Source organism: Sideroxyarcus sp. TK5 (assembly GCF_054601595.1).
Map to the genome: position 1 here is coordinate 22354 of NZ_BAAHSJ010000008.1, position 18369 is coordinate 40722.

Genomic DNA, 18369 nt, shown 5'->3' on the forward strand with positions numbered 1-18369 from the left:
GGTCAGTTCCCTTGGCTGTTTTTCGGCGGTTCGTCGTCGGCACCGGCATCGGCCGCCAGCTCGTGGATCTTCGCGCGGCGCGCCTCGATGGCCGCTATCTCCGTGCGTTGTTCGGGGGTGAGTGCCTCGGTGTTTTTTGGCGTGACGGCGGCCGCCTGCGCTTTGGCGCGTGCCAGTGCCGCGTCGATGCGCATCTGCTGTGTATCGTCGGCATCCGCGTTCGGGTTGAGCTGGGTCGCGACGACCGGCGTTGCTGCTGCGGCTTTGGCTTCCGCCGCGGCGCGTTCCTTCTGGGCCAGACGCTCGGCTTTCTCCTGCTTCTCGCGCTCGATGCGGAACTGGCGGAACTCGTGCCGCTCGCGCGCCAGATCGGCCGCGCGTTTCTCCAGGTCGCGCGCCCGGATCTCGCTTTTCGCATAACGGTAATACTGCACCAGCGGGATGCTGCTCGGGCAGACATAGGCGCAGGCGCCGCATTCGATGCAATCGAACAGGTCGAACTCCTGTGCTTTGCCGAAGTTGTGCGACTGTGCGAACCAGTACAGATCCTGCGGTTGCAGTTCCACCGGGCAGACCTGTGCGCAGCGCGTGCAGCGGATACAGGGCATGGGGGCAGGCGGCGGCGGGAACAGCGCATCGCTGGCCGCGATCACGCAGTTGCTCGCCTTCACCAGCGGCACGTTCACCGCAGGCAGTTCCACACCCATCATCGGTCCGCCCATGATGTAACGGTTGGTGTCGGGTTTTGCGACACTCAGCGCGACCAGATCGCTGAACGGTGTGCCGATCAGCGCCTCGTAGTTGCGCGGCTGTTCGACGTTGCCGGTTACGGTGACGATGCGCGACACCAGTGGCTCGCCATGCTCGACCGCGCGATGCGCGGCGTAGGCGGTCGCCACGTTGAAACACTGCACGCCGACATCGGTGGGCAACTTTCCCGATGGCACCTCGACGCCGGTCAGCACCTTGATCAGATGCTTGGCGCTACCGCCGGGATACAGGGTCGGCACGGCGACCACCTTGAACGGGTGGCTGCTCTCGTCGACCGCGCGCTGCATCGCGGCGATGGCATGCGGCTTGTTGTCCTCGATGCCGATCAGCACCGTGTCGGTGCCCAGCGCATGACGCAGGATCTCGATACCGCGCACGATGCCTTCCGCACGTTCACGCATCAGCATGTCGTCGCAGGTGATATAGGGTTCGCACTCGGCGCCGTTGATGACCAAGGTATCGACCACGACCGGGTGGTTCAGCTTCATGTCGCTGGGGAAGACCGCGCCACCCAGCCCTACGATGCCGCAACGGCGCAGATGTTTCTGTAATTCATCGGAGGATAGCTGGCGATAGCTCAATGTCTGGCGCACGCCCCATTCATCTTTTCCGTCCGGCACCAATGTCGCACACAGGTCCGGCAAGGCCGAAGGGTGGGCGATCTGTTGCAGTTCGATGGCGGTGATGGTGCCCGAGGTCGGCGCATGGATGGAGCTGGAGATCATCCCCACCGGCTCGCCGATGAGCTGACCTTTCAGCACCCGTTCGCCGACCTGCACCACCGGCTTGGCCGCCTCGCCGGCATGCTGGCGGAACGGCACAACCAGTTGCGCGGGCAGCGGCGCAGTCATGATCGGCGACTGCGTCGATTCGCTCTTGTGTGTGGGCGGATGGATGCCGCCAAAGAAACGGTGCAGCCTGGTCATGAGGTCCGCCTCAATTCGAACACCGGATAACGCCACTTCCAGTTGGTCAACTGCTCTTCGATGGGCACCATGCTGATGCAATCCACCGGGCAGGGCGGCACGCACAGCTCGCAGCCGGTGCATTCCGACGCGATGATGGTATGCATCTGCTTGGCGGCACCGGCGATGGCATCGACCGGGCAGGCCTGGATGCACAGCGTGCAGCCGATGCAGGTCTGTTCGTCGATGAAGGCGACAGCCTTCGGTTTGGGTTGCGCGTTCTCGCCAAAGGGTTTGAATTCCACGCCCAGCAGCTCGGCCAGCTTGTGGATGCCTTCCTCGCCGCCGGGCGGGCACAGATTGATGTCGGCTTCACCCTTGGCTATGGCTTCCGCATAGGGTTTGCAGCCGGGGTAACCGCACTGGCCACACTGCGTCTGCGGCAGCACCGCGTCGATCTTCTCAGCCAGCGGATTGCCCTCGACGCGGAAGCGGATCGAGGCATATCCGAGGATCATGCCCAGCAGCGCCGCGAGGGCGATCATGATCCACAGCGCAGTGATCATTTCACCAGGCCCGAGAAGCCCATGAAGGCGAGACTCATCAATCCTGCGGTGACCATGGCGATGGCCGTGCCGCGGAAGATGCCGGGTACGTCCGCCCCCTCCAGGCGCTCGCGCATGCCGGCGAACAGCACCATCACCAGCGTGAAGCCCACCGCGCCGCCAAAGCCGAACAACAGTGATTCGATGAAGTTGTGCCTCTCCTGCACATTGAGCAGCGGGATACCCAGCACCGCGCAGTTGGTGGTGATCAGCGGCAGATAGATGCCCAGCACCTGATACAGCACCGGGCTGGTCTTCTTCACCACCATCTCGGTGAACTGCACGGTGGCGGCGATCACAACGATGAACGACAGCGTGGTGAGATAAGCGAGGTCGGGCCCCAGCAGATAGTGGTTCACCAGATAGCTGGAGCCGGAGGCGATGGTGAGTACGAACGTGGTGGCCGCGCCCATGCTGAGCGACGTCTCCAGCTTCTTGGAAACGCCCATGAACGGGCACAGCCCGAGTATCTTGACCATCACGATGTTGTTCACGAACACCGTTCCGACCAGAATCAGCAGATAGTCAGTCATTGCAGGGAGCGCGAGGCGCGAAAAAACAGGGGCGGATTATGCGCCGGAACGGGGGGCGCTTCAACCGCAGCCGGGCTATATGGATATAACGGAAACGCAGTCCACACAGGCGAGCGGTGGCTCATTCGGCACGGTGGACGGCCGCCGCGCACTCCGTCACCAGTTCCTGCCCGCGATACACCAACCCGCTATATACCTGCACCAAGGCAGCGCCGGCCTGCATCTTCTCCAGTGCATCCGCACCTTTCAATATGCCACCCACGCCGATGATGGGCAGCGCGCCGCTGAGTTCGGCGGCGAGCTGGCGGATGACGGCGGTGGATTTGTCCTTGACGGGCGCGCCGCTGAGGCCACCTGTCTCGTTGCCGTGCGGTAGGTGTTCCACGCCCTCGCGCGACAGCGTGGTGTTGGTGGCGATGACGCCGTCTATCTTGTGCCGAATGAGCAGTGCGGCGATCTGTTTGATCTGGTCGCTATCGAGGTCAGGGGCGATCTTCACGGCCAGCGGCACGTATTTGCCATGTTGTTGCGCTAGTTTTTCCTGTTCAGCTTTCAGCTGTCCAAGCAGCGCGTCGAGTTCATCGCCGCCCTGCAGTTGGCGCAGGTTCTTGGTGTTGGGCGAGGAGATGTTGATGGCGACGTAGCTGGCATGTTGATACACCTTGCGCAGGCCGATCAGATAATCGTCCGCCGCCTTTTCGATGGGGGTGTCGGCGTTCTTGCCGATGTTGATACCGAGGATGCCTTGATACTTCGCGCGCTTCACGTTCTCGATCAGCGCATCCACGCCGCCGTTGTTGAAGCCCATGCGGTTGATCACGCCCTGCGCTTCGGGGATGCGGAACATGCGCGGTTTGGGATTGCCGGGCTGCGCGCGCGGGGTGACGGTGCCGATCTCGATGAAGCCGAAGCCAAACGCGGCCAGCGCGTCGATCACTTCACCGTTCTTGTCCAGACCGGCGGCGAGGCCGACCGGATTGGGGAAGGTCAGGCCCATCACGGTGCGCGGATCATCCGCCGGACGCTTGAACATCAGCGAGGTGAGGCCGAGACACTGTGCGGTCTTCAGACCGTCGATGGTGGCGTGGTGCGCGGTCTCGGCATCGAGCGCGAACAGGGCGGGGCGGAACAGCTGGAACAGGGACATCACTTAATCTTTCTTGGAAACGACTGGGATGGGGAAGGATTTGCGTTTGAACACCTCGCCGCGCGTCTTGCCGCGCCAGTATTCGGCGATCACGTCGCCCAGTTGCAGGCTGAGCAGACCGAACAGGGCGTAGCCGAGTTGCGCGAAGGCGGCATTGGGCACTTGCACGATCAGCGTGCCGCCGCCGAAACGGAACGCCAGAACGGCGACGTTGCACACGACGATGCCGGACAGCGCGGCACACAGCACGCGCCCCCAGTCGCCGGTCGCCAGTTCGGCGAAGATGTTGCGTTCATGCCACAGGGCCTGCAAGGCGATCAGCAACAATAGCGGTGCGAGCCACATCAACCAGAACAGATACTCCGGCCACGCCGCGCCGCCGAGCAAACCCAGCAGGGCGAGCGGAGCCAGGACATTGACGGTATGGCTGGCCGAAAGCGATGGCATGGCCGGCAGGCGCGCCAGTCGCTGCAACAGGCCGGGCAGACTGGCGAGCAGGGTGCGCAGCCCCAGCACGGTGGGCAGCAGCAAGGCGAACAAGGCGTTCAATATCAGCATGCCGGTGATATCCAGAGCGGCAGGCACCAGCCAGCTTTCCGCATAACGGTTCAGGTAAAGCAGCAGCCATCCGCACACCGTGCCCGCCACGCTCAGGGCCATCAGGTAGCTGCGCTGAAGCTTGAGCAGGGAACGCTGACGGTTGCCGCCGAATTCGACGGCGATGAACAGTGCCAGCACTGCGCCCAGCGATATCAGCAATGGTTGCAGGGATTGCGCCGCCAGTTCGCTGAAGTGCCAAACGACTTCGCTGCCGGACAATAGCGATCCGGCCAAGGGCAGGGCGAGGATCAGCGCTACGAACAGCACCAGACGGGTCAGCATGTACGGTCCTCGTGTTCGAGTCGATGCCAGTGTCCGTCGCGCAGACCTTGCAGCGGTTGGTAGGCGGCTTTGTAGGCCATCTTGCGCGAAGCGGCGATCCAGTAGCCGAGGTAGAGATAAGGTAGTTCCAGTTTGCGGCACAATTCGATCTGCCACAGTACGTTGTAAGTGCCATAGCTGGCTCCGCGCACATCGGGATCGTAGAAGGTGTACACCGCCGACAGGCCGTCCTTAAGCACATCCACGATGCTGACCATGCGCAATACGCCGTTCTCGCGGAACGCCACCAGCATGCTGTCCACATGGCTCTGTAGCAGAAAATTGCGGTACTGCTCGGGATCGTCGTCCGCCATGCTGCCTTCGGCGTGGCGCGCCTGCTGGTAACGCCGGTACAGCTCGAAATACTCCGGCTTGTCTTCCAGCGGAAGCAGCTCGACATGCAGGTCGCCGTGTTTCTTCCAGCTGCGGCGCTGCGAACGCGTGGCGGCGAATACATCCACCTCGACGCGCACCGGCACACACTGGCGGCAGGTGTCGCAACGCGGGCGGTAAGTGAAAGTGCCGCTGCGACGGAAGCCCTGGCGCACCAGCTCGGAATACACCTGCGCGTTGATGAGGAACGAGGGCGTGGCGACCTGCGAGCGCGCCTCCAGCCCCTCCAGATAGCTGCACGGATAGGGCGCAGTCAGATAGAGCTGGATGGAGGAGAGCGGGATGTCGTTGAGCAGACTCATGCGGGATACGGTGTTGGCGCGAGCGGTGTGCAAGTGTACCAATTCCGTGCATGCGACGGTAAGCCCAATTTTGCAGGGGTTTGCAGTGTGCGGACAGAAGAGTAGAGTGCTGACAAAAGAAGAAGAGCGGGGAGCGTATGCAAGACAATAGTCATGAGCCTGCGCAGGCACAGCGACGTTTCTGCATCCTGTGCGTGTGGTTCGGTGCGCTGGCCCATCTGAGCAAAGACTCGCGACGGGTCGCTTGGGCCGGGGTGTTGCTGGTGCCGCTGTTCTGGTTGCTGGATGGTGCCATAGACGTCTATCTGTTCGGTCTGGGCGAAGCTTTCCATCATGGTCTGTTCGAGATGGAGCCGGTTGAGTTGTACATGCGGCTGCTGGTGTCCGTGCTGTTCGTTTTGTTCGGACTGTATGCCGCGATACTGCTCGATCGCGCCGAGCGGGCCGGGCATGCGCTGCGCGAGAGCAATGCGGAACTGGAGAGTCTGAAGTCGGAGCTGGAGCATCTGGTTGAAGCTGACCCGTTGACCGGCACCTACAACCGGCGCAAGTTCCATGATGTGCTGGATCGTGCAGTAGCCAATGCCGAGCGCCACGACCATCGCTTCGCTTTGCTGATGATCGATGTCGACCACTTCAAACTCATCAACGACACACACGGCCATCAGATTGGCGATGAGGTGTTGCGCGGTGTGTGCGAGCGCATCAGCGGGGCCGTGCGCAGCGCGGACCAGTTGTTCCGTGTCGGCGGCGAAGACATCGGGCCGCTCGCCGAGAAACTGCGCAAGGTCGTGGCTGAGCGTCCGTTCCTTGTGGTGGGGAATATCACGGCCAGTATCGGCATCGCACACTTCAGGGAAGGCGACACGCAGGAAAGCATCTACGCCCGCGCCGACGAGGCGATGTATGAAGCCAAGCGCAGGGGGCGTAACTGCGTGGTGTCCAGCGCGGCCTGATTCACCAGTCCGGGCTTTCGAACCGCCACGGCACGTTCGGCACAGGTTCTGCGGTCAGCCGCGCCACATCCGCGACGAACGCCTGACGGGGGATCTCGCGCGCACCGAGGGAGGCTAGGTGCGCTGTGTTCATCTGGCAATCGATCATGCCGAATCCCCATCGCTGCAGTTGCGCACACAGATGTGCCAGCGCGATCTTGGAAGCATCCGCGCGGCGGCTGAACATCGACTCGCCGTAGAACATCCTGCCGATGCTGATGCCGTACAGGCCGCCGACCAGCTCACCATCCATCCAGGTCTCCACCGAATGCGCGCAGCCCAAGCGATACAGTTCGCAGTAGGCGCGCACCATCCCTTCCTGTATCCAGGTGCCGTCCTGTCCGTCGCGCGGCGCGGCGCAGGCGCGCATGACCTGCTCGAAGGCGGTGTCGGTGCGCAGCTGGTACGCGCCACGGCGCAAGGTCTTGCGCAATGATTTCGAAAGTTTGAACTCGCCCGGGAACAGCACCATGCGTGGGTCAGGGCTCCACCACAGGATGGGGTCCCCTTCCCCGAACCAGGGGAAGATGCCGTGCCGGTAGGCATCCAGCAAGCGCGCGGGTGCCAGGTCGCCGCCGGCGGCGAGCAGTCCGTTCGGGTTCTTGAGCGCTTGCGAGACCGGCGGGAACGGGGTGTCATTCTGAAGTAGCAGGATCATGGTTCGAGCATAGAGCAACTTGCCGGATTTGGCACTGGAGGCGGAGGGATAAGGGGGCTATCGCCATATATATAGGCCATTTTTTCTATGTGCAGCAGGTCTGAAATGTGCTTATATTGCCACCTGCAAGGGGAGTGCACACAGGGGAGGCGACGGTGGTTTTGGGGCTATTTGGCAAGAAATCGGATCATCCGCTGGCGGATATGAAGTCCGCGCAGGCGCTGCTGGATGACATTCCCAAGCACGATTCGATCAAGGCGCTGCAGGAACTGGCCGACTGGGTCGAGGCCATCAGCGAGCAGGCGGACGGTTTGAAACTCGACCATCACTGGGCGGTGTTGCGGCTGTACGATCAGGCCGCGCAGGGGCACGTGCGCAAGTTGCTGCACGATTATTTCACCCTGCAGAAACTGTCGCAGTTCCAGGAGAATCGTCTGTGGACGCTGCTGGATGCCTACTACACTCAAAGTGACCGCGCGCACTTCGATGTGCTGCAGCGTTATCGCGACAATGCCAAGGGGGCTTCGGCCCTGAAGCCTGACCTGCCTTTGCTGTGTACGCGCGGCATCGGGGCCATCGGCGGTCTGCTCAAGATGGCTGCTGCACGGTATGCGATGGTCGACCCGGCCTTGTGGCGGCGTCTGGCAGCCTACTATCAGTTGGCTGAGACACAGGGTTTCTCCAGCGAAAACGTCACCGTCTATCCCGGCTGCAATCTGAGCACCAACGAGGCCTTTGCCGTGCTGATGCTGTGGTACGGCTGCAGTGCCGGCAACCTCAATCCTGTGCAGGAGCATATCGCCGAGCGCCTGTTCGCGGCATTGGGCAAGGGGGTGCAGGTGTTCAACGCATACAACGGCACGGCCTTGTTCGTGTTCGACATGGCGCAACCGACACCGCCCATGCGCGCCACGGCGGAAGGCACCATCCATCCCGCCCTGCGCTACATCGTAGCCGACGATATGCGCCAGATGCTGGATAACATGATCAAGACGCTGGATAAGGGCATCCTGCCGGACGGTTTGAATCTGTACGGTGCCAAGTTCGAAGCCGACCTGGTGAAGGATATCGCGGCCAAGCTGATGCAGAGCCTGACGCTGCCACCGCCCACGCGCCGCACGCCGCGCCGCAAGATCAATGTCAGTCTCAAGGTCGCCAACGGTTTCCTCAAGATGCTGGAACACAGTGATGTGGGCTTGAATTTCGGTACTGAGGAGAGCGAGACATGGGAGATCGAGGACATCAGTGCCACCGGCTTCCGCAGCGTGGTGCAATCTTCGCGGGTCGACGGTATCAAGATCGGCTCACTGGTCGGCAGCAAGCCCGAAAGCGTCAGCCACTGGGGGGCAGGTGTGGTGCGCCGTCTGAGCCGCGACCACGACGGGGCATTGCACATCGGGGTCGAAGTGTTGAGTCCGCGCGTGGTCGGCGTGCCCTTGCAGGATCGTGCAGTGAGGGGGCCGGAAGGCGGACAACTCGGCCTCTATCTGAACCGGCCGACAGACACCAGCGGCGAGGCGTGGCTGCTGATGAAGCAGGATACTTTCACGCCGCAGCGCAGTCTGAATATGGAACTGGATGACAAGCAGTACCTGTTGTTGCCGCTGACGCTGGTCGAGCGCGGCGACGACTATGACCTAGCGCGTTACCGCATGATGGAACAGGATTCCGCCAGCGAGGTTTAAGCGGCAACAGTCATGCGCTGGCCGAGCCAGCCGGAGATGTCGTCGATCTCCTCCATGCATACGGAATGCGGCATGTCGTATTCATGCCAGTCCACTACGCAGCCAGCATCCTGCAACAATTTCAGAGAGTGCGTCCCCAGCGCATAGGGTACCACCGGGTCCTGGTGGCCATGCGCCATGAACAACGGGGTGTGCAATCCGGCCTGGCTGGCTTCCGCCTGTAGCGTGTCCGCCAAAGGCAGATAAGTGGACAAGGCCAGTATCCCGCCCAGCCCCGCTCGTCTGCGCAATCCGCATTGCAGCGCGATGGCACCTCCCTGTGAGAATCCCGCGAGAAAAACATTGGTAGCCGGGATGCCGCGCGCAACCTCGCGTTCGATGAACGCGTCGATCGCCTGCTGCGAAGCGCGGATGCCCGTCGCATCCTGCATGGAGGTGTCGTCGGTGCGGTTCCAGCTCGACGCATCGGCGTTGGGGATGTCATACCAGGCCGGCATTACGAAACCGCCGTTGAGCGTGACCGGTATCTGCGGTGCGTGCGGAAAGATATGGCGTACCGCCTGCGGCAGTTGCAAGGCTTCCGCCACCGGTACGAAATCGTCGCCACTCGCCCCCAGGCCGTGCAGCCAGATCATGCTGTAGCGGGGATTGTGACCGCTGTCGAAAGCGATGTGGCGTAACAGGGTACTCATGGTTGAGGGATGATCTCGCGCAACAACTGGAATATCTCGCGGTAGGCTTTGGGCGGCTTGTTCAGCTCTTTTTCTTTGAGCGCGTTGCGGATCAGCGTGCGTAGCCGCTGCACATCCGCTTCCGGATGTTCGCTCAGGAATTCGGTCAGCGCGTCCGGCTCCTCCAGCATGCGGTCGCGCCAGGCTTCCACCTGATGCAGCCACGCCGTGTGCTGGCGAGAATTGCCGCTCCAGATCTCCATCTTGGCCAGGATGGGGGCGGTGTCCACGTCGCGCATCAGTTTTCCGATGTACTGCAGCTGGCGTTTCTGCGCGCCGAACTTGCTGATGCGCTTGTATTCCACCAAGGCCTCGAACAGGCTCTCCGGCAGGTCGAGTTCGCGCCACTTCTCCTTGGAAAGTTCGGTCAGCTCCTTGCCCAGATCGCGCAGGTCGTGCATCTGTTTCTTGATCTTGGTCTTGCTGGGCGGGAGTTCTTCCAGTGACTCGTCGTGGGTGTCGTGCGGTTTCATCGTGGGTGTCGTTCCAGGTCGGTATGTTGTTATGATAGCGCCCCTGCTGCTTGCTCCCGACTGAAAATTTTATGCGCGTCCCCGTAAATTCCGCCCGCCCGTCACTGGATGACCTGCGCCAACTGGCAGCCGATATCGTCGCCTACGCCCGCAAGAAAGGCGCATCGGACTGTGTGGCCGAAGTGTCGGAAGGCGACGGGCACGCCGTCAGTGTGCGCCAAGGCGAGATAGAGACCATCGAGTACAACCGCGACAAAGGGTTGAGCGTGACGGTGTATCTCGGTCAGCGGCGCGGCAATGCCAGCACCTCGGACTTCTCCACGCCGGCGGTACACGACACGGTGGATGCTGCGCTCAATATCGCGCGCTTCACCGCCGAGGACGATTGCGCGGGGCTGCCCGATGTCGACCAACTGGCCTTCGAATATCAGGACCTTGATCTGTGCCATCCGTGGGGCATCGATGTCGATCAGGCGGTAGAGCTGGCGCGCGAATGCGAGCAGGCCGCCTTCACGGCGGACAGGCGCATCGTCAATTCCGAGGGTGCCAGCATCAATGCCAACCAGGGCTGTTTCGTACAGGCCAACAGCCGCGGCTTCAGCGGCGGCTATGCGTCGTCGCGGCACAGCGTGAGCTGCTCGGTGATCGCCGGAAAAGGCGACGGCATGCAGCGCGACTACTGGTACAGCGTGGCGCGCAACGCGGCCGAGATCCTCAAGGTGGAAGAGGTCGGGCGCATCGCCGCCGAACGCACCGTGCGCCGCCTGAAGGCGCGCAGATTGTCCACCATGCAATGTCCGGTGCTGTTCGAGGCGCCGGTGGCCGCCAGCCTGTTCGGCCACTTCGTGCAGGCGGTGAGCGGCGGTGCGCTCTATCGAAAATCATCCTTCCTGCTCGACCATCTGGGCAAGCCGGTGTTCTCCGATATCGTGCGCATCGATGACGTGCCGGACATCGAGCGCGGCCTCGCCAGCAGCCCGTTCGACAACGAGGGGGTGCGCACGCGTCGCCGCACCATCGTCGAAGACGGTGTGCTGAACGGTTATTTTCTGGGCAGCTACAGTGCGCGCAAGCTTGGCATGCAGACCACCGGCAATGCGGGCGGCACGCACAATCTGCTCATCCGTCCTGGGGAGCAGGACTTTGCCGGGCTGCTGCGTACCATGCAACGCGGGCTGGTGGTGACCGAGTTGCTGGGGCATGGCGTCAATCCGGTGACGGGCGATTACTCACGCGGCGCGGCGGGTTTCTGGGTGGAGGACGGCGAGATACGCTACCCGGTGGAAGAGATCACCATCGCGGGTAACCTGAAGGAGATGTATCGCGATATCGTCGCCATCGGCAACGATGTGCTGGTGCAGGGCTCGCGCCAGTGCGGTTCGGTGTTGCTCGGACGCATGTCGGTCGCGGGGCAGTGAACATCATGGAGGGGAGCGCAATGAAGAAGGTTCTGTTGGGCGCATGCGCGCTGTTCTGGCTGCAATTCGCGTGGGCGGAAGCGCCGATGCCGGGGCCGGACGATGTGACCATCGAGGTGCGCAGCGGCGATACGCTGGGCGATCTGGCGCGCGCGCAACTCGATCTGCCCACGCGCTGGCGTGATGTGGCGAACTACAACCTGTTGCCCGATCCGAACCTGATCGAACCCGGCCAGCAATTGCGTATCAAGCGCGTCTGGTTGAAGGCTCGTGCGGGCAGCATGAAAGTCGAGGCGGTGACGGGCGAGGCAACGGCGAATGGCAAAGTGCTGAAAGCGGGGGACACGATCCCCTCCGGTGTGCGTGTGGTGACCGCGCAGGGCGGTGCCTTGCACCTGCGCATGCCCGACACTTCGCTCGTGAACATGCTGGAGCGCAGTGAGATCAAGGTGGAGAGGCTGGAACAGCGTGGCGACGGCGTGCTTGCAGCGTTGTTGCGCCTGGTGACCGGACAGATCGATACGTTCAAGGCCAAGCATGAGGACGGCATGGCCGATCTCGCCGTTGCAGGGAGCAATGCCACCATTGGTATCCGCGGCACGCACTTCCGTGTGCGGCAGGACGGCGTGGTCACGTTCACCGAAGTAGAAGAAGGCTCTGTCTCTTTCGATGCCACCCAGACGCCGCTGGTGCTGGCGCTGAATGCACGCGAAGGTTCGGTGGCCAACGGGCGTGACGCGGCGCAGGTGATCCCGCTGCTGCCCGAGCCGGTCTATCCGGAACTGCCGGCCGTGTTCGACATGCCCTATATCGAATGGACGATGGGGGAATTGCCTGGCGCGCAGCGCTATGTTGGCGAACTGGCGCAGAACGAAGCTTTCTCCGACCGACTGGTCTCGGTGCGCAGCGACGGGAAGGTCGTAAGACTGAACGAACTGCCGAACGGCCGTTACTGGTTGAAACTGCGCGCGGTGGATCGCCACGGTCTGCAGGGCATGGAGGGCAAGGTCAGTTTCGAGGTCAATGTGCCCCCGCGCAAGTTCGCCATGACCAAGGTCTATGTGACCGGCAAGCAACTGCAACTGCGCTGGGTCGGGCGCAAGCAGAGCGTGAGCTATCAGGTGCAGGTCGCGCCGCGCCAGGATTTCCAGCATCTGCTGCTGGACGCGAAGACAGCGGACAACTGGATCGACATGCCGCGCCCGCAGCCCGGCCGCTATTTCCTGCGCGTGCGCCAGATATTCGCCGGCGGGCAGGCAGGTGCCTGGGATGTGCCGATGATGTTCGACGCCCCCTGAGCCGCCGATGCACCCCAGCAGACGCCGCCCTGATGGGCGGCGTTTTGGTTTCCGGGCGTGATAAAATGCGCGCCTTTCTCAAACTCCCTTAATTTTGGAAGGCTATCCATGTTCTCGCGCAAAAACACCCTCGCCGTCGTCGATCCCGATCTGTGGGATGCGATCCAGAAAGAAACCGCCCGTCAGGAAGAGCACATCGAGCTGATCGCGTCGGAAAACTACACCAGCCCGGCGGTGATGGAAGCGCAGGGCAGTCAGCTAACCAACAAGTACGCCGAAGGCTATCCGGCCAAGCGCTATTACGGCGGCTGCGAGTACGTGGACATCGCCGAGCAACTGGCGATCGACCGTGCCAAGGCGCTGTTCGGCGCCGAGTATGCCAACGTGCAGCCGCACTCCGGCTCGCAGGCCAACCAGGGTGTGTATGTCTCGGTGCTCAAGCCCGGCGACACCATCCTCGGCATGAGTCTGGCGCACGGCGGCCACCTGACCCACGGCGCGACGGTGAACATCAGCGGCAAACTGTACAACGCCGTGCAGTACGGCCTGAACGACAAGGAAGAGATCGACTACGACGAAGTGCAGCGCCTGGCCAACGAGCACAAGCCCAAGATGATCGTGGCCGGCGCCTCCGCCTATGCGCTGGTCATCGACTGGAAGCGTTTCCGCCAGATCGCCGATTCCGTCGGCGCCTACCTGTTCGTGGACATGGCGCACTACGCGGGCCTGATCGCGGCCGGTTGCTATCCCAGCCCGGTCGGCATCGCAGACTTCGTCACCACTACCACCCACAAGACGCTGCGCGGTCCGCGCGGTGGCCTGATCCTGGCCAAGGCGGAACACGAGAAGGCGCTGAACTCGGCGATCTTCCCGCAACTGCAGGGTGGCCCGCTGATGCACGTGATCGCCGCGAAGGCGGTGGCGTTCAAGGAAGCCGCGAGCAAGGAATTCAAGGAATACCAGAAGCAGGTGATCGACAACGCGCGCGTGATGGCCAAGGTGCTGACCGAGCGCGGCGTGCGCATCGTGTCCGGCCGCACCGACAGCCATGTGTTCCTGGTCGACCTGCGCGCCAAGCAGCTGACCGGCAAGGCCGCCGAAGAAGCACTGGGCAAGGCGCACATCACCGTCAACAAGAACGCCATCCCCAACGATCCGGAAAAACCGTTCGTCACTTCCGGCATCCGCATCGGTTCGCCGGCGATGACCACGCGCGGCTTCAAGGAACTGGAAGCCGAGAAGCTGGCCAACCTGATCGCCGACGTGCTGGATGCGCCCAACGACGAAGCGGTGATCGCGCGCGTGGCGGGCGAAGTGAAGAAGCTGACTGCGGCTTTTCCGGTCTACGGCGCGTAAACCGGGTAGGCGGGTAAACGATGAAATGCCCGTTCTGCAAACACCCCGAGACGCAGGTCGTCGACACGCGCTTGAGCGAGGAGGGCGACAGCATCCGCCGCCGTCGCCGCTGCCTGTCGTGCGACAAGCGTTTCACCACGCACGAGATGGTGGAGCTGCGCATGCCGCAGGTGGTGAAGCAGAACGGCATGCGTAGCGAGTTCGATGATGAACGCCTGCGTAACAGTTTCACACGGGCCTTGCACAAGCGGCCGGTGCCGACCGATCTGGTGGAAGCTGCGATCGAGCATGTCACGCAGAAGATATTCGCCTTCGGCGAGCGCGAGATCCCGTCGCGCCAGATCGGCGAGCTGGTGATGAAGGAGCTGCTCAAGCTGGACAAGGTGGCCTACATCCGTTTCGCCTCGGTGTACAAGAGTTTCCAGGATGTGGATGACTTCACCGATGCGGTGGATGCCATGCGCAAACCCTCGCAACGTCGGCGCAAGACCGACTGAAGTGATGCAGGCGACCGACAGCCGCTGGATGGCGCGGGCGCTGCAACTGGCGGCGCAGGGGCTGGACACGACCACGCCCAATCCGCGCGTCGGCTGCGTGCTGGTCAAGGGCGACGGGATCGTCGGCGAGGGTTGGCACAGACGCGCCGGCGAGCCGCATGCCGAAGTGCATGCCTTGCGCGCAGCCGGGACTGAAGCGCGCGGCGCAACGGCCTATGTCACGCTCGAACCGTGCAGCCACCACGGGCGTACACCGCCCTGTGCGGATGCACTGATCGCAGCCGGTGTGGTGCGCGTGGTGTGTGCCATGCAGGACCCCAATCCGCAAGTGGCCGGGCAAGGCATCGCCCGTCTGCGTGCAGCCGGTGTCGCAGTCGAAAACGGGTTGATGGAAGCGGCGGCGCGCGAACTGAACATCGGTTTCGTCTCGCGCATGACGCGCGGCACCCCCTGGCTGCGCAGCAAGATCGCGGCCAGTCTGGACGGGCGCACCGCGCTGGCGAACGGTACGAGCCAGTGGATCACCGGTGCGGCGGCAAGACAGGATGTGCAGCATTGGCGGGCGCGTTCCTGTGCGGTGCTGACCGGGATCGGCACGGTACTGGCGGACGATCCGCAGTTGAACGTGCGTATCGATACGGAACGGCAACCGTTGCGCGTGGTGCTGGACAGCACGCTGCGCATGCCGCCAGCGGCGCGCATGTTGCAAAGCGGTAATGTGCTGGTCTGTACCGCGTCACGGGATGTGGGCAAGCGCGCCGCATTGGAACGGCAAGGGGCGGAAGTGTTGCTGCTGGCCGATGCGGCAGGGCGGGTCGATCTGGCAGCCGTGCTGCATGAACTGGCACGACGCGGCATCAATGAAGTGTTGGTGGAGGCTGGACGCGAGTTGAACGGCGCATTGCTGCAGGCAGGACTGGTGGATGAACTGCTGCTGTATCTGGCACCGCAAATGTTGGGCGATGCCGCACGCGGCATGGCGGACCTGGGCGAACTGCTGCGGCTGGAACAACGCGTGGAGCTGGCCTGGCGCGATGTGCGTCGGGTGGGGGAGGATCTACGAATCACAGCGGAGGTGAAACATGTTTAGTGGGATTGTGGCTGACGCCGGCATGATCAAGAAGGTCGCGGATCGCGAAGGCGGCCTGCGCCTGACCGTGGCGACCGAGCTGCTGGGGATGGACGATGTGGCTCTGGGCGACAGTATCGCGGTGAACGGCGTGTGTCTGACCGTGGTCGGGATCGACGGCAACGATTTCACCGTTGATGTCTCGCGCGAGACGCTGGATTGCACCACCGGTCTGGAGCAGCAGGGTGCGCACGTCAATCTGGAAAAAGCGATGCGCCTGTCCGATCGCATCGGTGGCCACCTGGTCAGCGGTCATGTGGACGGCGTGGGCGAGGTGGTGGCGTTCAACGACATCGGCGAGAGCTGGCGTCTGGTGGTGCGCGCGCCGCAGGCGCTGTCCAAATACATCGCGGTGAAAGGCTCGATCACCATCAACGGGGTGAGTCTGACAGTGAACCATGTCTCGGGCCACGAGTTCGAGGTGAACCTGATCCCGCACACGCTGGAAGTGACGACATTGAACGAGCTGGAAAAAGGTAAGCGCGTGAATCTGGAGATCGACCTGATCGCGCGCTATGTGGAACGTATGATGCAGGCAGAGAAAGAACAGAACACATGACAGATGTTGCACCGATCCACGAGATCATCGAAGAGATACGCGCCGGCCGCATGGTCGTGCTGGTGGACGAGGAGGATCGCGAGAACGAGGGCGATCTGGTGTTCGCCGCCGAGTTCGCCACGCCGGAGATGGTCAACTTCATGGCCAAGCACGGGCGCGGCCTGATCTGCCTGACGCTGACGCAGCAGCATTGCAAGCAACTGGATCTGCCGCTGATGGTGCGCGAGAACGGCCTGCCGCTGGCGACCAACTTCACGCTCAGCATCGAAGCGGCGACCGGTGTCACCACCGGCATCTCGGCTGCCGACCGTGCACGCACCATCCTCGCCGCAGCGAACAAGCATGCCAAGCCGGACGACATCGTGCAGCCGGGCCACATCTTCCCGCTGATGGCGCGCGACGGTGGCGTGCTGGTGCGCGCCGGTCACACCGAAGCGGGCTGCGATCTGGCGCAACTGGCCGGACTGACACCGGCATCGGTGATCTGCGAGATTTTGAAGGAAGACGGCGAAATGGCGCGTCTGCCCGACCTGATCCCGTTCGCCAAGCAGCACGGCCTGAAGATCGGCACCATCGCCGACCTGATCGAATACCGTGCGCACAACGAGACGCTGGTGCAGCGCGCGGGCAAACGCACGGTGCAGACCGCCTACGGCGAATTCGAGCTGTATGCCTACACCGACAAGAGCACGCAGCGCACGCATCTGGCGCTGGCCAAGGGCGATATCCAGCCGGAGTTCGAAACGCTGGTGCGCGTGCATGAACCATTGTCGGTGATGGACTTCATGGAGCAGGCCAGCTACGAGAAGAGCACCAGCGTGCACGAGGCGTTGAAGAAGATCAGTCAGGCTTCCAGCGGAGTGCTGGTGCTGATGCACCAGGACGAGACCTCGCAGACGCTGCTGCACCGCGCGCTGGAGAACCATGCCGAGCATCCGGCGAGCAAGTGGGATCCCAAGAGTTACGGCATCGGCGCGCAGATCCTGCGCGACATCGGCGTGGGCAAGATGTGTCTGATCGGCACGGCACGCAAGATGCCGAGCATGGCGGGCTTCGGCCTGGAGATAGTGGGTTATTGTTCTTCCAAGGAAGCGAAATGAGAGAGATAAAAAAGAATCTGGACGGCACCGGGATGCGCATCGGCATCGTGCAGAGCCGCTTCAATGATGTCGTGTGCGACGGTTTGCTGGCGGCCTGTCATGCGCAACTGCTCAAGAGCGGTGTGAAGGACGAGGACATCGTGCTGGCCACCGTGCCGGGCGCGCTGGAGATCCCGCTGGTGCTGTGGCAGATGGCCGAGAGCCACGACTACGACGCACTGATCGCGCTGGGCGCTGTGATCCGCGGAGATACCTTCCATTTCGAGATCGTGTCCAACGAATCCGCGCGCGGCGTGGGCGAGGTGCAACTGGCGACCGGCATCCCCATCGCCAACGCCATCCTCACCACCGACACCGACGAGCAGGCCGAAGTGCGCATGAGCGTGAAAGGTGCGGAAGCCGCACTGGTCGCCATCGAGATGGTCAATCTGGCACGGGAACTGGCATGACGGAAGCGAAGAAAACCGCCGTCAGTCCGCGTCACCGCGCACGCGAACTGGCCTTGCAGGGCATCTACGAATGGAAGATCTCCGGCAGCAGCGCGACGCAGATCGGCCGCAGCACGGGCGACGACAAGAGTCTCGGCCGTTACGACAGCGAGCTGTACCAGCTGCTGCTGCGCGGGGCCATCGCGCAGCATGAGGCGCTGGATGCACAGATCGCCCCCCAGCTCGATCGCGCGCTGGACGAGTTGAGTCCGGTCGAATATTCGGTGCTGTTGCTCGGCGCTTACGAGCTGTTCCATCAGCCGGAAGTGCCCTACCGCGTGGTCATCAACGAAGCCGTCGAGCTGGCCAAGACCTTCGGCGGCAGCGACGGGCACAAGTTCGTCAACGGCGTGCTGGACAAGCTGGCCGCGCAGGCGCGTGCCGTCGAAGTCGCGGCCAAGTAAA

At 62.8% G+C, this 18369-nt stretch carries 20 protein-coding genes; 11 read left to right on the forward strand and 9 right to left on the reverse strand.

Going from position 1 to position 18369, the window contains the following annotated elements:
* Nucleotides 1-2 precede the first annotated feature (2 nt).
* The 6 genes from rsxC to ACYPYQ_RS12240 all read right to left on the reverse strand — a co-directional run bounded on the left by rsxC (nucleotide 3) and on the right by ACYPYQ_RS12240 (nucleotide 5577).
* Complete coding sequence (rsxC, locus tag ACYPYQ_RS12215; RefSeq protein ID WP_459724132.1) at nucleotides 3-1697, reverse strand: electron transport complex subunit RsxC; 1695 nt, start codon at nucleotides 1695-1697, stop codon at nucleotides 3-5.
* Nucleotides 1694-2242, reverse strand: a complete 549-nt coding sequence (gene rsxB, locus ACYPYQ_RS12220; RefSeq protein ID WP_459724133.1) for an electron transport complex subunit RsxB — start codon at nucleotides 2240-2242, stop codon at nucleotides 1694-1696. The genes rsxC and rsxB overlap by 4 nt, the downstream gene beginning before the upstream one ends.
* Complete coding sequence (gene rsxA / locus ACYPYQ_RS12225; RefSeq protein WP_459724134.1) at nucleotides 2239-2814, reverse strand: electron transport complex subunit RsxA; 576 nt, start codon at nucleotides 2812-2814, stop codon at nucleotides 2239-2241. Before rsxA ends, rsxB begins: the two co-directional genes overlap by 4 nt.
* Nucleotides 2815-2935: 121 nt before the next feature.
* Nucleotides 2936-3961, reverse strand: coding sequence for a quinone-dependent dihydroorotate dehydrogenase (locus ACYPYQ_RS12230; RefSeq protein ID WP_459724135.1), 1026 nt, complete (start codon nucleotides 3959-3961; stop codon nucleotides 2936-2938).
* Nucleotides 3962-3964: 3 nt separating this feature from the next.
* Nucleotides 3965-4843, reverse strand: coding sequence for a hypothetical protein (locus ACYPYQ_RS12235; RefSeq protein WP_459724136.1), 879 nt, complete (start codon nucleotides 4841-4843; stop codon nucleotides 3965-3967).
* A complete protein-coding gene (locus tag ACYPYQ_RS12240) occupies nucleotides 4837-5577 on the reverse strand; it encodes an arginyltransferase (protein ID WP_459724137.1) in 741 nt (246 codons plus the stop codon). The genes ACYPYQ_RS12235 and ACYPYQ_RS12240 overlap by 7 nt, the downstream gene beginning before the upstream one ends.
* Nucleotides 5578-5714: 137 nt before the next feature.
* Here ACYPYQ_RS12240 and ACYPYQ_RS12245 point away from each other — a divergent pair, with 137 nt between their 5' ends.
* On the forward strand, nucleotides 5715-6533 hold the full coding sequence (locus tag ACYPYQ_RS12245; protein WP_459724138.1) for a GGDEF domain-containing protein: 819 nt from the start codon (nucleotides 5715-5717) through the stop codon (nucleotides 6531-6533).
* Between the two features lies 1 nt (nucleotide 6534).
* Here the strand turns inward: ACYPYQ_RS12245 and aat are convergent, their stop codons facing one another.
* Nucleotides 6535-7230, reverse strand: a complete 696-nt coding sequence (gene aat / locus ACYPYQ_RS12250; RefSeq protein WP_459724139.1) for a leucyl/phenylalanyl-tRNA--protein transferase — start codon at nucleotides 7228-7230, stop codon at nucleotides 6535-6537.
* A 155-nt stretch (nucleotides 7231-7385) separates the two neighbouring features.
* On the opposite strand from aat, the gene ACYPYQ_RS12255 reads away from it, so the two are divergent.
* Nucleotides 7386-8915, forward strand: a complete 1530-nt coding sequence (locus ACYPYQ_RS12255; RefSeq protein WP_459724141.1) for a hypothetical protein — start codon at nucleotides 7386-7388, stop codon at nucleotides 8913-8915.
* On the opposite strand, the gene ACYPYQ_RS12260 is transcribed toward ACYPYQ_RS12255, so the two are convergent.
* Nucleotides 8912-9607 carry an alpha/beta hydrolase gene (locus ACYPYQ_RS12260; protein ID WP_459724142.1) on the reverse strand — a complete coding sequence of 232 codons (696 nt, stop codon included), beginning with the start codon at nucleotides 9605-9607 and terminating at the stop codon, nucleotides 8912-8914. The genes ACYPYQ_RS12255 and ACYPYQ_RS12260 overlap by 4 nt on opposite strands.
* Entirely contained in the window at nucleotides 9604-10119 is a 516-nt protein-coding gene (yjgA, locus tag ACYPYQ_RS12265; RefSeq protein ID WP_459724144.1) for a ribosome biogenesis factor YjgA, read from the reverse strand. The genes ACYPYQ_RS12260 and yjgA overlap by 4 nt, the downstream gene beginning before the upstream one ends.
* 71 nt (nucleotides 10120-10190) lie before the next feature.
* Between yjgA and pmbA the strand changes: the two genes are divergently transcribed.
* The 9 genes from pmbA (at nucleotide 10191) to nusB (ending at nucleotide 18368) form a co-directional block, all read left to right on the forward strand.
* Nucleotides 10191-11537 (forward strand): metalloprotease PmbA, encoded by a 1347-nt coding sequence (pmbA, locus tag ACYPYQ_RS12270; RefSeq protein WP_459724145.1) that lies wholly within the window; start codon nucleotides 10191-10193, stop codon nucleotides 11535-11537.
* 20 nt (nucleotides 11538-11557) lie between these two features.
* The gene (locus tag ACYPYQ_RS12275) at nucleotides 11558-12835 is read left to right on the forward strand and encodes a FecR family protein (protein ID WP_459724146.1); all 1278 of its coding nucleotides are present in this window, start codon (nucleotides 11558-11560) and stop codon (nucleotides 12833-12835) included.
* 108 nt (nucleotides 12836-12943) lie between these two features.
* On the forward strand, nucleotides 12944-14191 hold the full coding sequence (glyA, locus tag ACYPYQ_RS12280; RefSeq protein WP_459724147.1) for a serine hydroxymethyltransferase: 1248 nt from the start codon (nucleotides 12944-12946) through the stop codon (nucleotides 14189-14191).
* Nucleotides 14192-14211: 20 nt separating this feature from the next.
* Entirely contained in the window at nucleotides 14212-14688 is a 477-nt protein-coding gene (gene nrdR / locus ACYPYQ_RS12285) for a transcriptional regulator NrdR (RefSeq protein WP_459724148.1), read from the forward strand.
* Nucleotides 14645-15778, forward strand: coding sequence for a bifunctional diaminohydroxyphosphoribosylaminopyrimidine deaminase/5-amino-6-(5-phosphoribosylamino)uracil reductase RibD (ribD, locus tag ACYPYQ_RS12290; protein ID WP_459724149.1), 1134 nt, complete (start codon nucleotides 14645-14647; stop codon nucleotides 15776-15778). The genes nrdR and ribD overlap by 44 nt, the downstream gene beginning before the upstream one ends.
* Nucleotides 15771-16376 (forward strand): riboflavin synthase, encoded by a 606-nt coding sequence (locus ACYPYQ_RS12295; RefSeq protein WP_459724151.1) that lies wholly within the window; start codon nucleotides 15771-15773, stop codon nucleotides 16374-16376. Before ribD ends, ACYPYQ_RS12295 begins: the two co-directional genes overlap by 8 nt.
* Entirely contained in the window at nucleotides 16373-17476 is a 1104-nt protein-coding gene (gene ribBA, locus ACYPYQ_RS12300; protein ID WP_459724152.1) for a bifunctional 3,4-dihydroxy-2-butanone-4-phosphate synthase/GTP cyclohydrolase II, read from the forward strand. The genes ACYPYQ_RS12295 and ribBA overlap by 4 nt, the downstream gene beginning before the upstream one ends.
* A complete protein-coding gene (gene ribH / locus ACYPYQ_RS12305) occupies nucleotides 17473-17925 on the forward strand; it encodes a 6,7-dimethyl-8-ribityllumazine synthase (protein WP_459724153.1) in 453 nt (150 codons plus the stop codon). The genes ribBA and ribH overlap by 4 nt, the downstream gene beginning before the upstream one ends.
* Nucleotides 17922-18368: a transcription antitermination factor NusB gene (gene nusB, locus ACYPYQ_RS12310; RefSeq protein WP_459724154.1), complete on the forward strand. Its 447-nt coding sequence runs from the start codon at nucleotides 17922-17924 to the stop codon at nucleotides 18366-18368. Before ribH ends, nusB begins: the two co-directional genes overlap by 4 nt.
* The last annotated feature ends 1 nt before the right edge of the window (nucleotide 18369 follow it).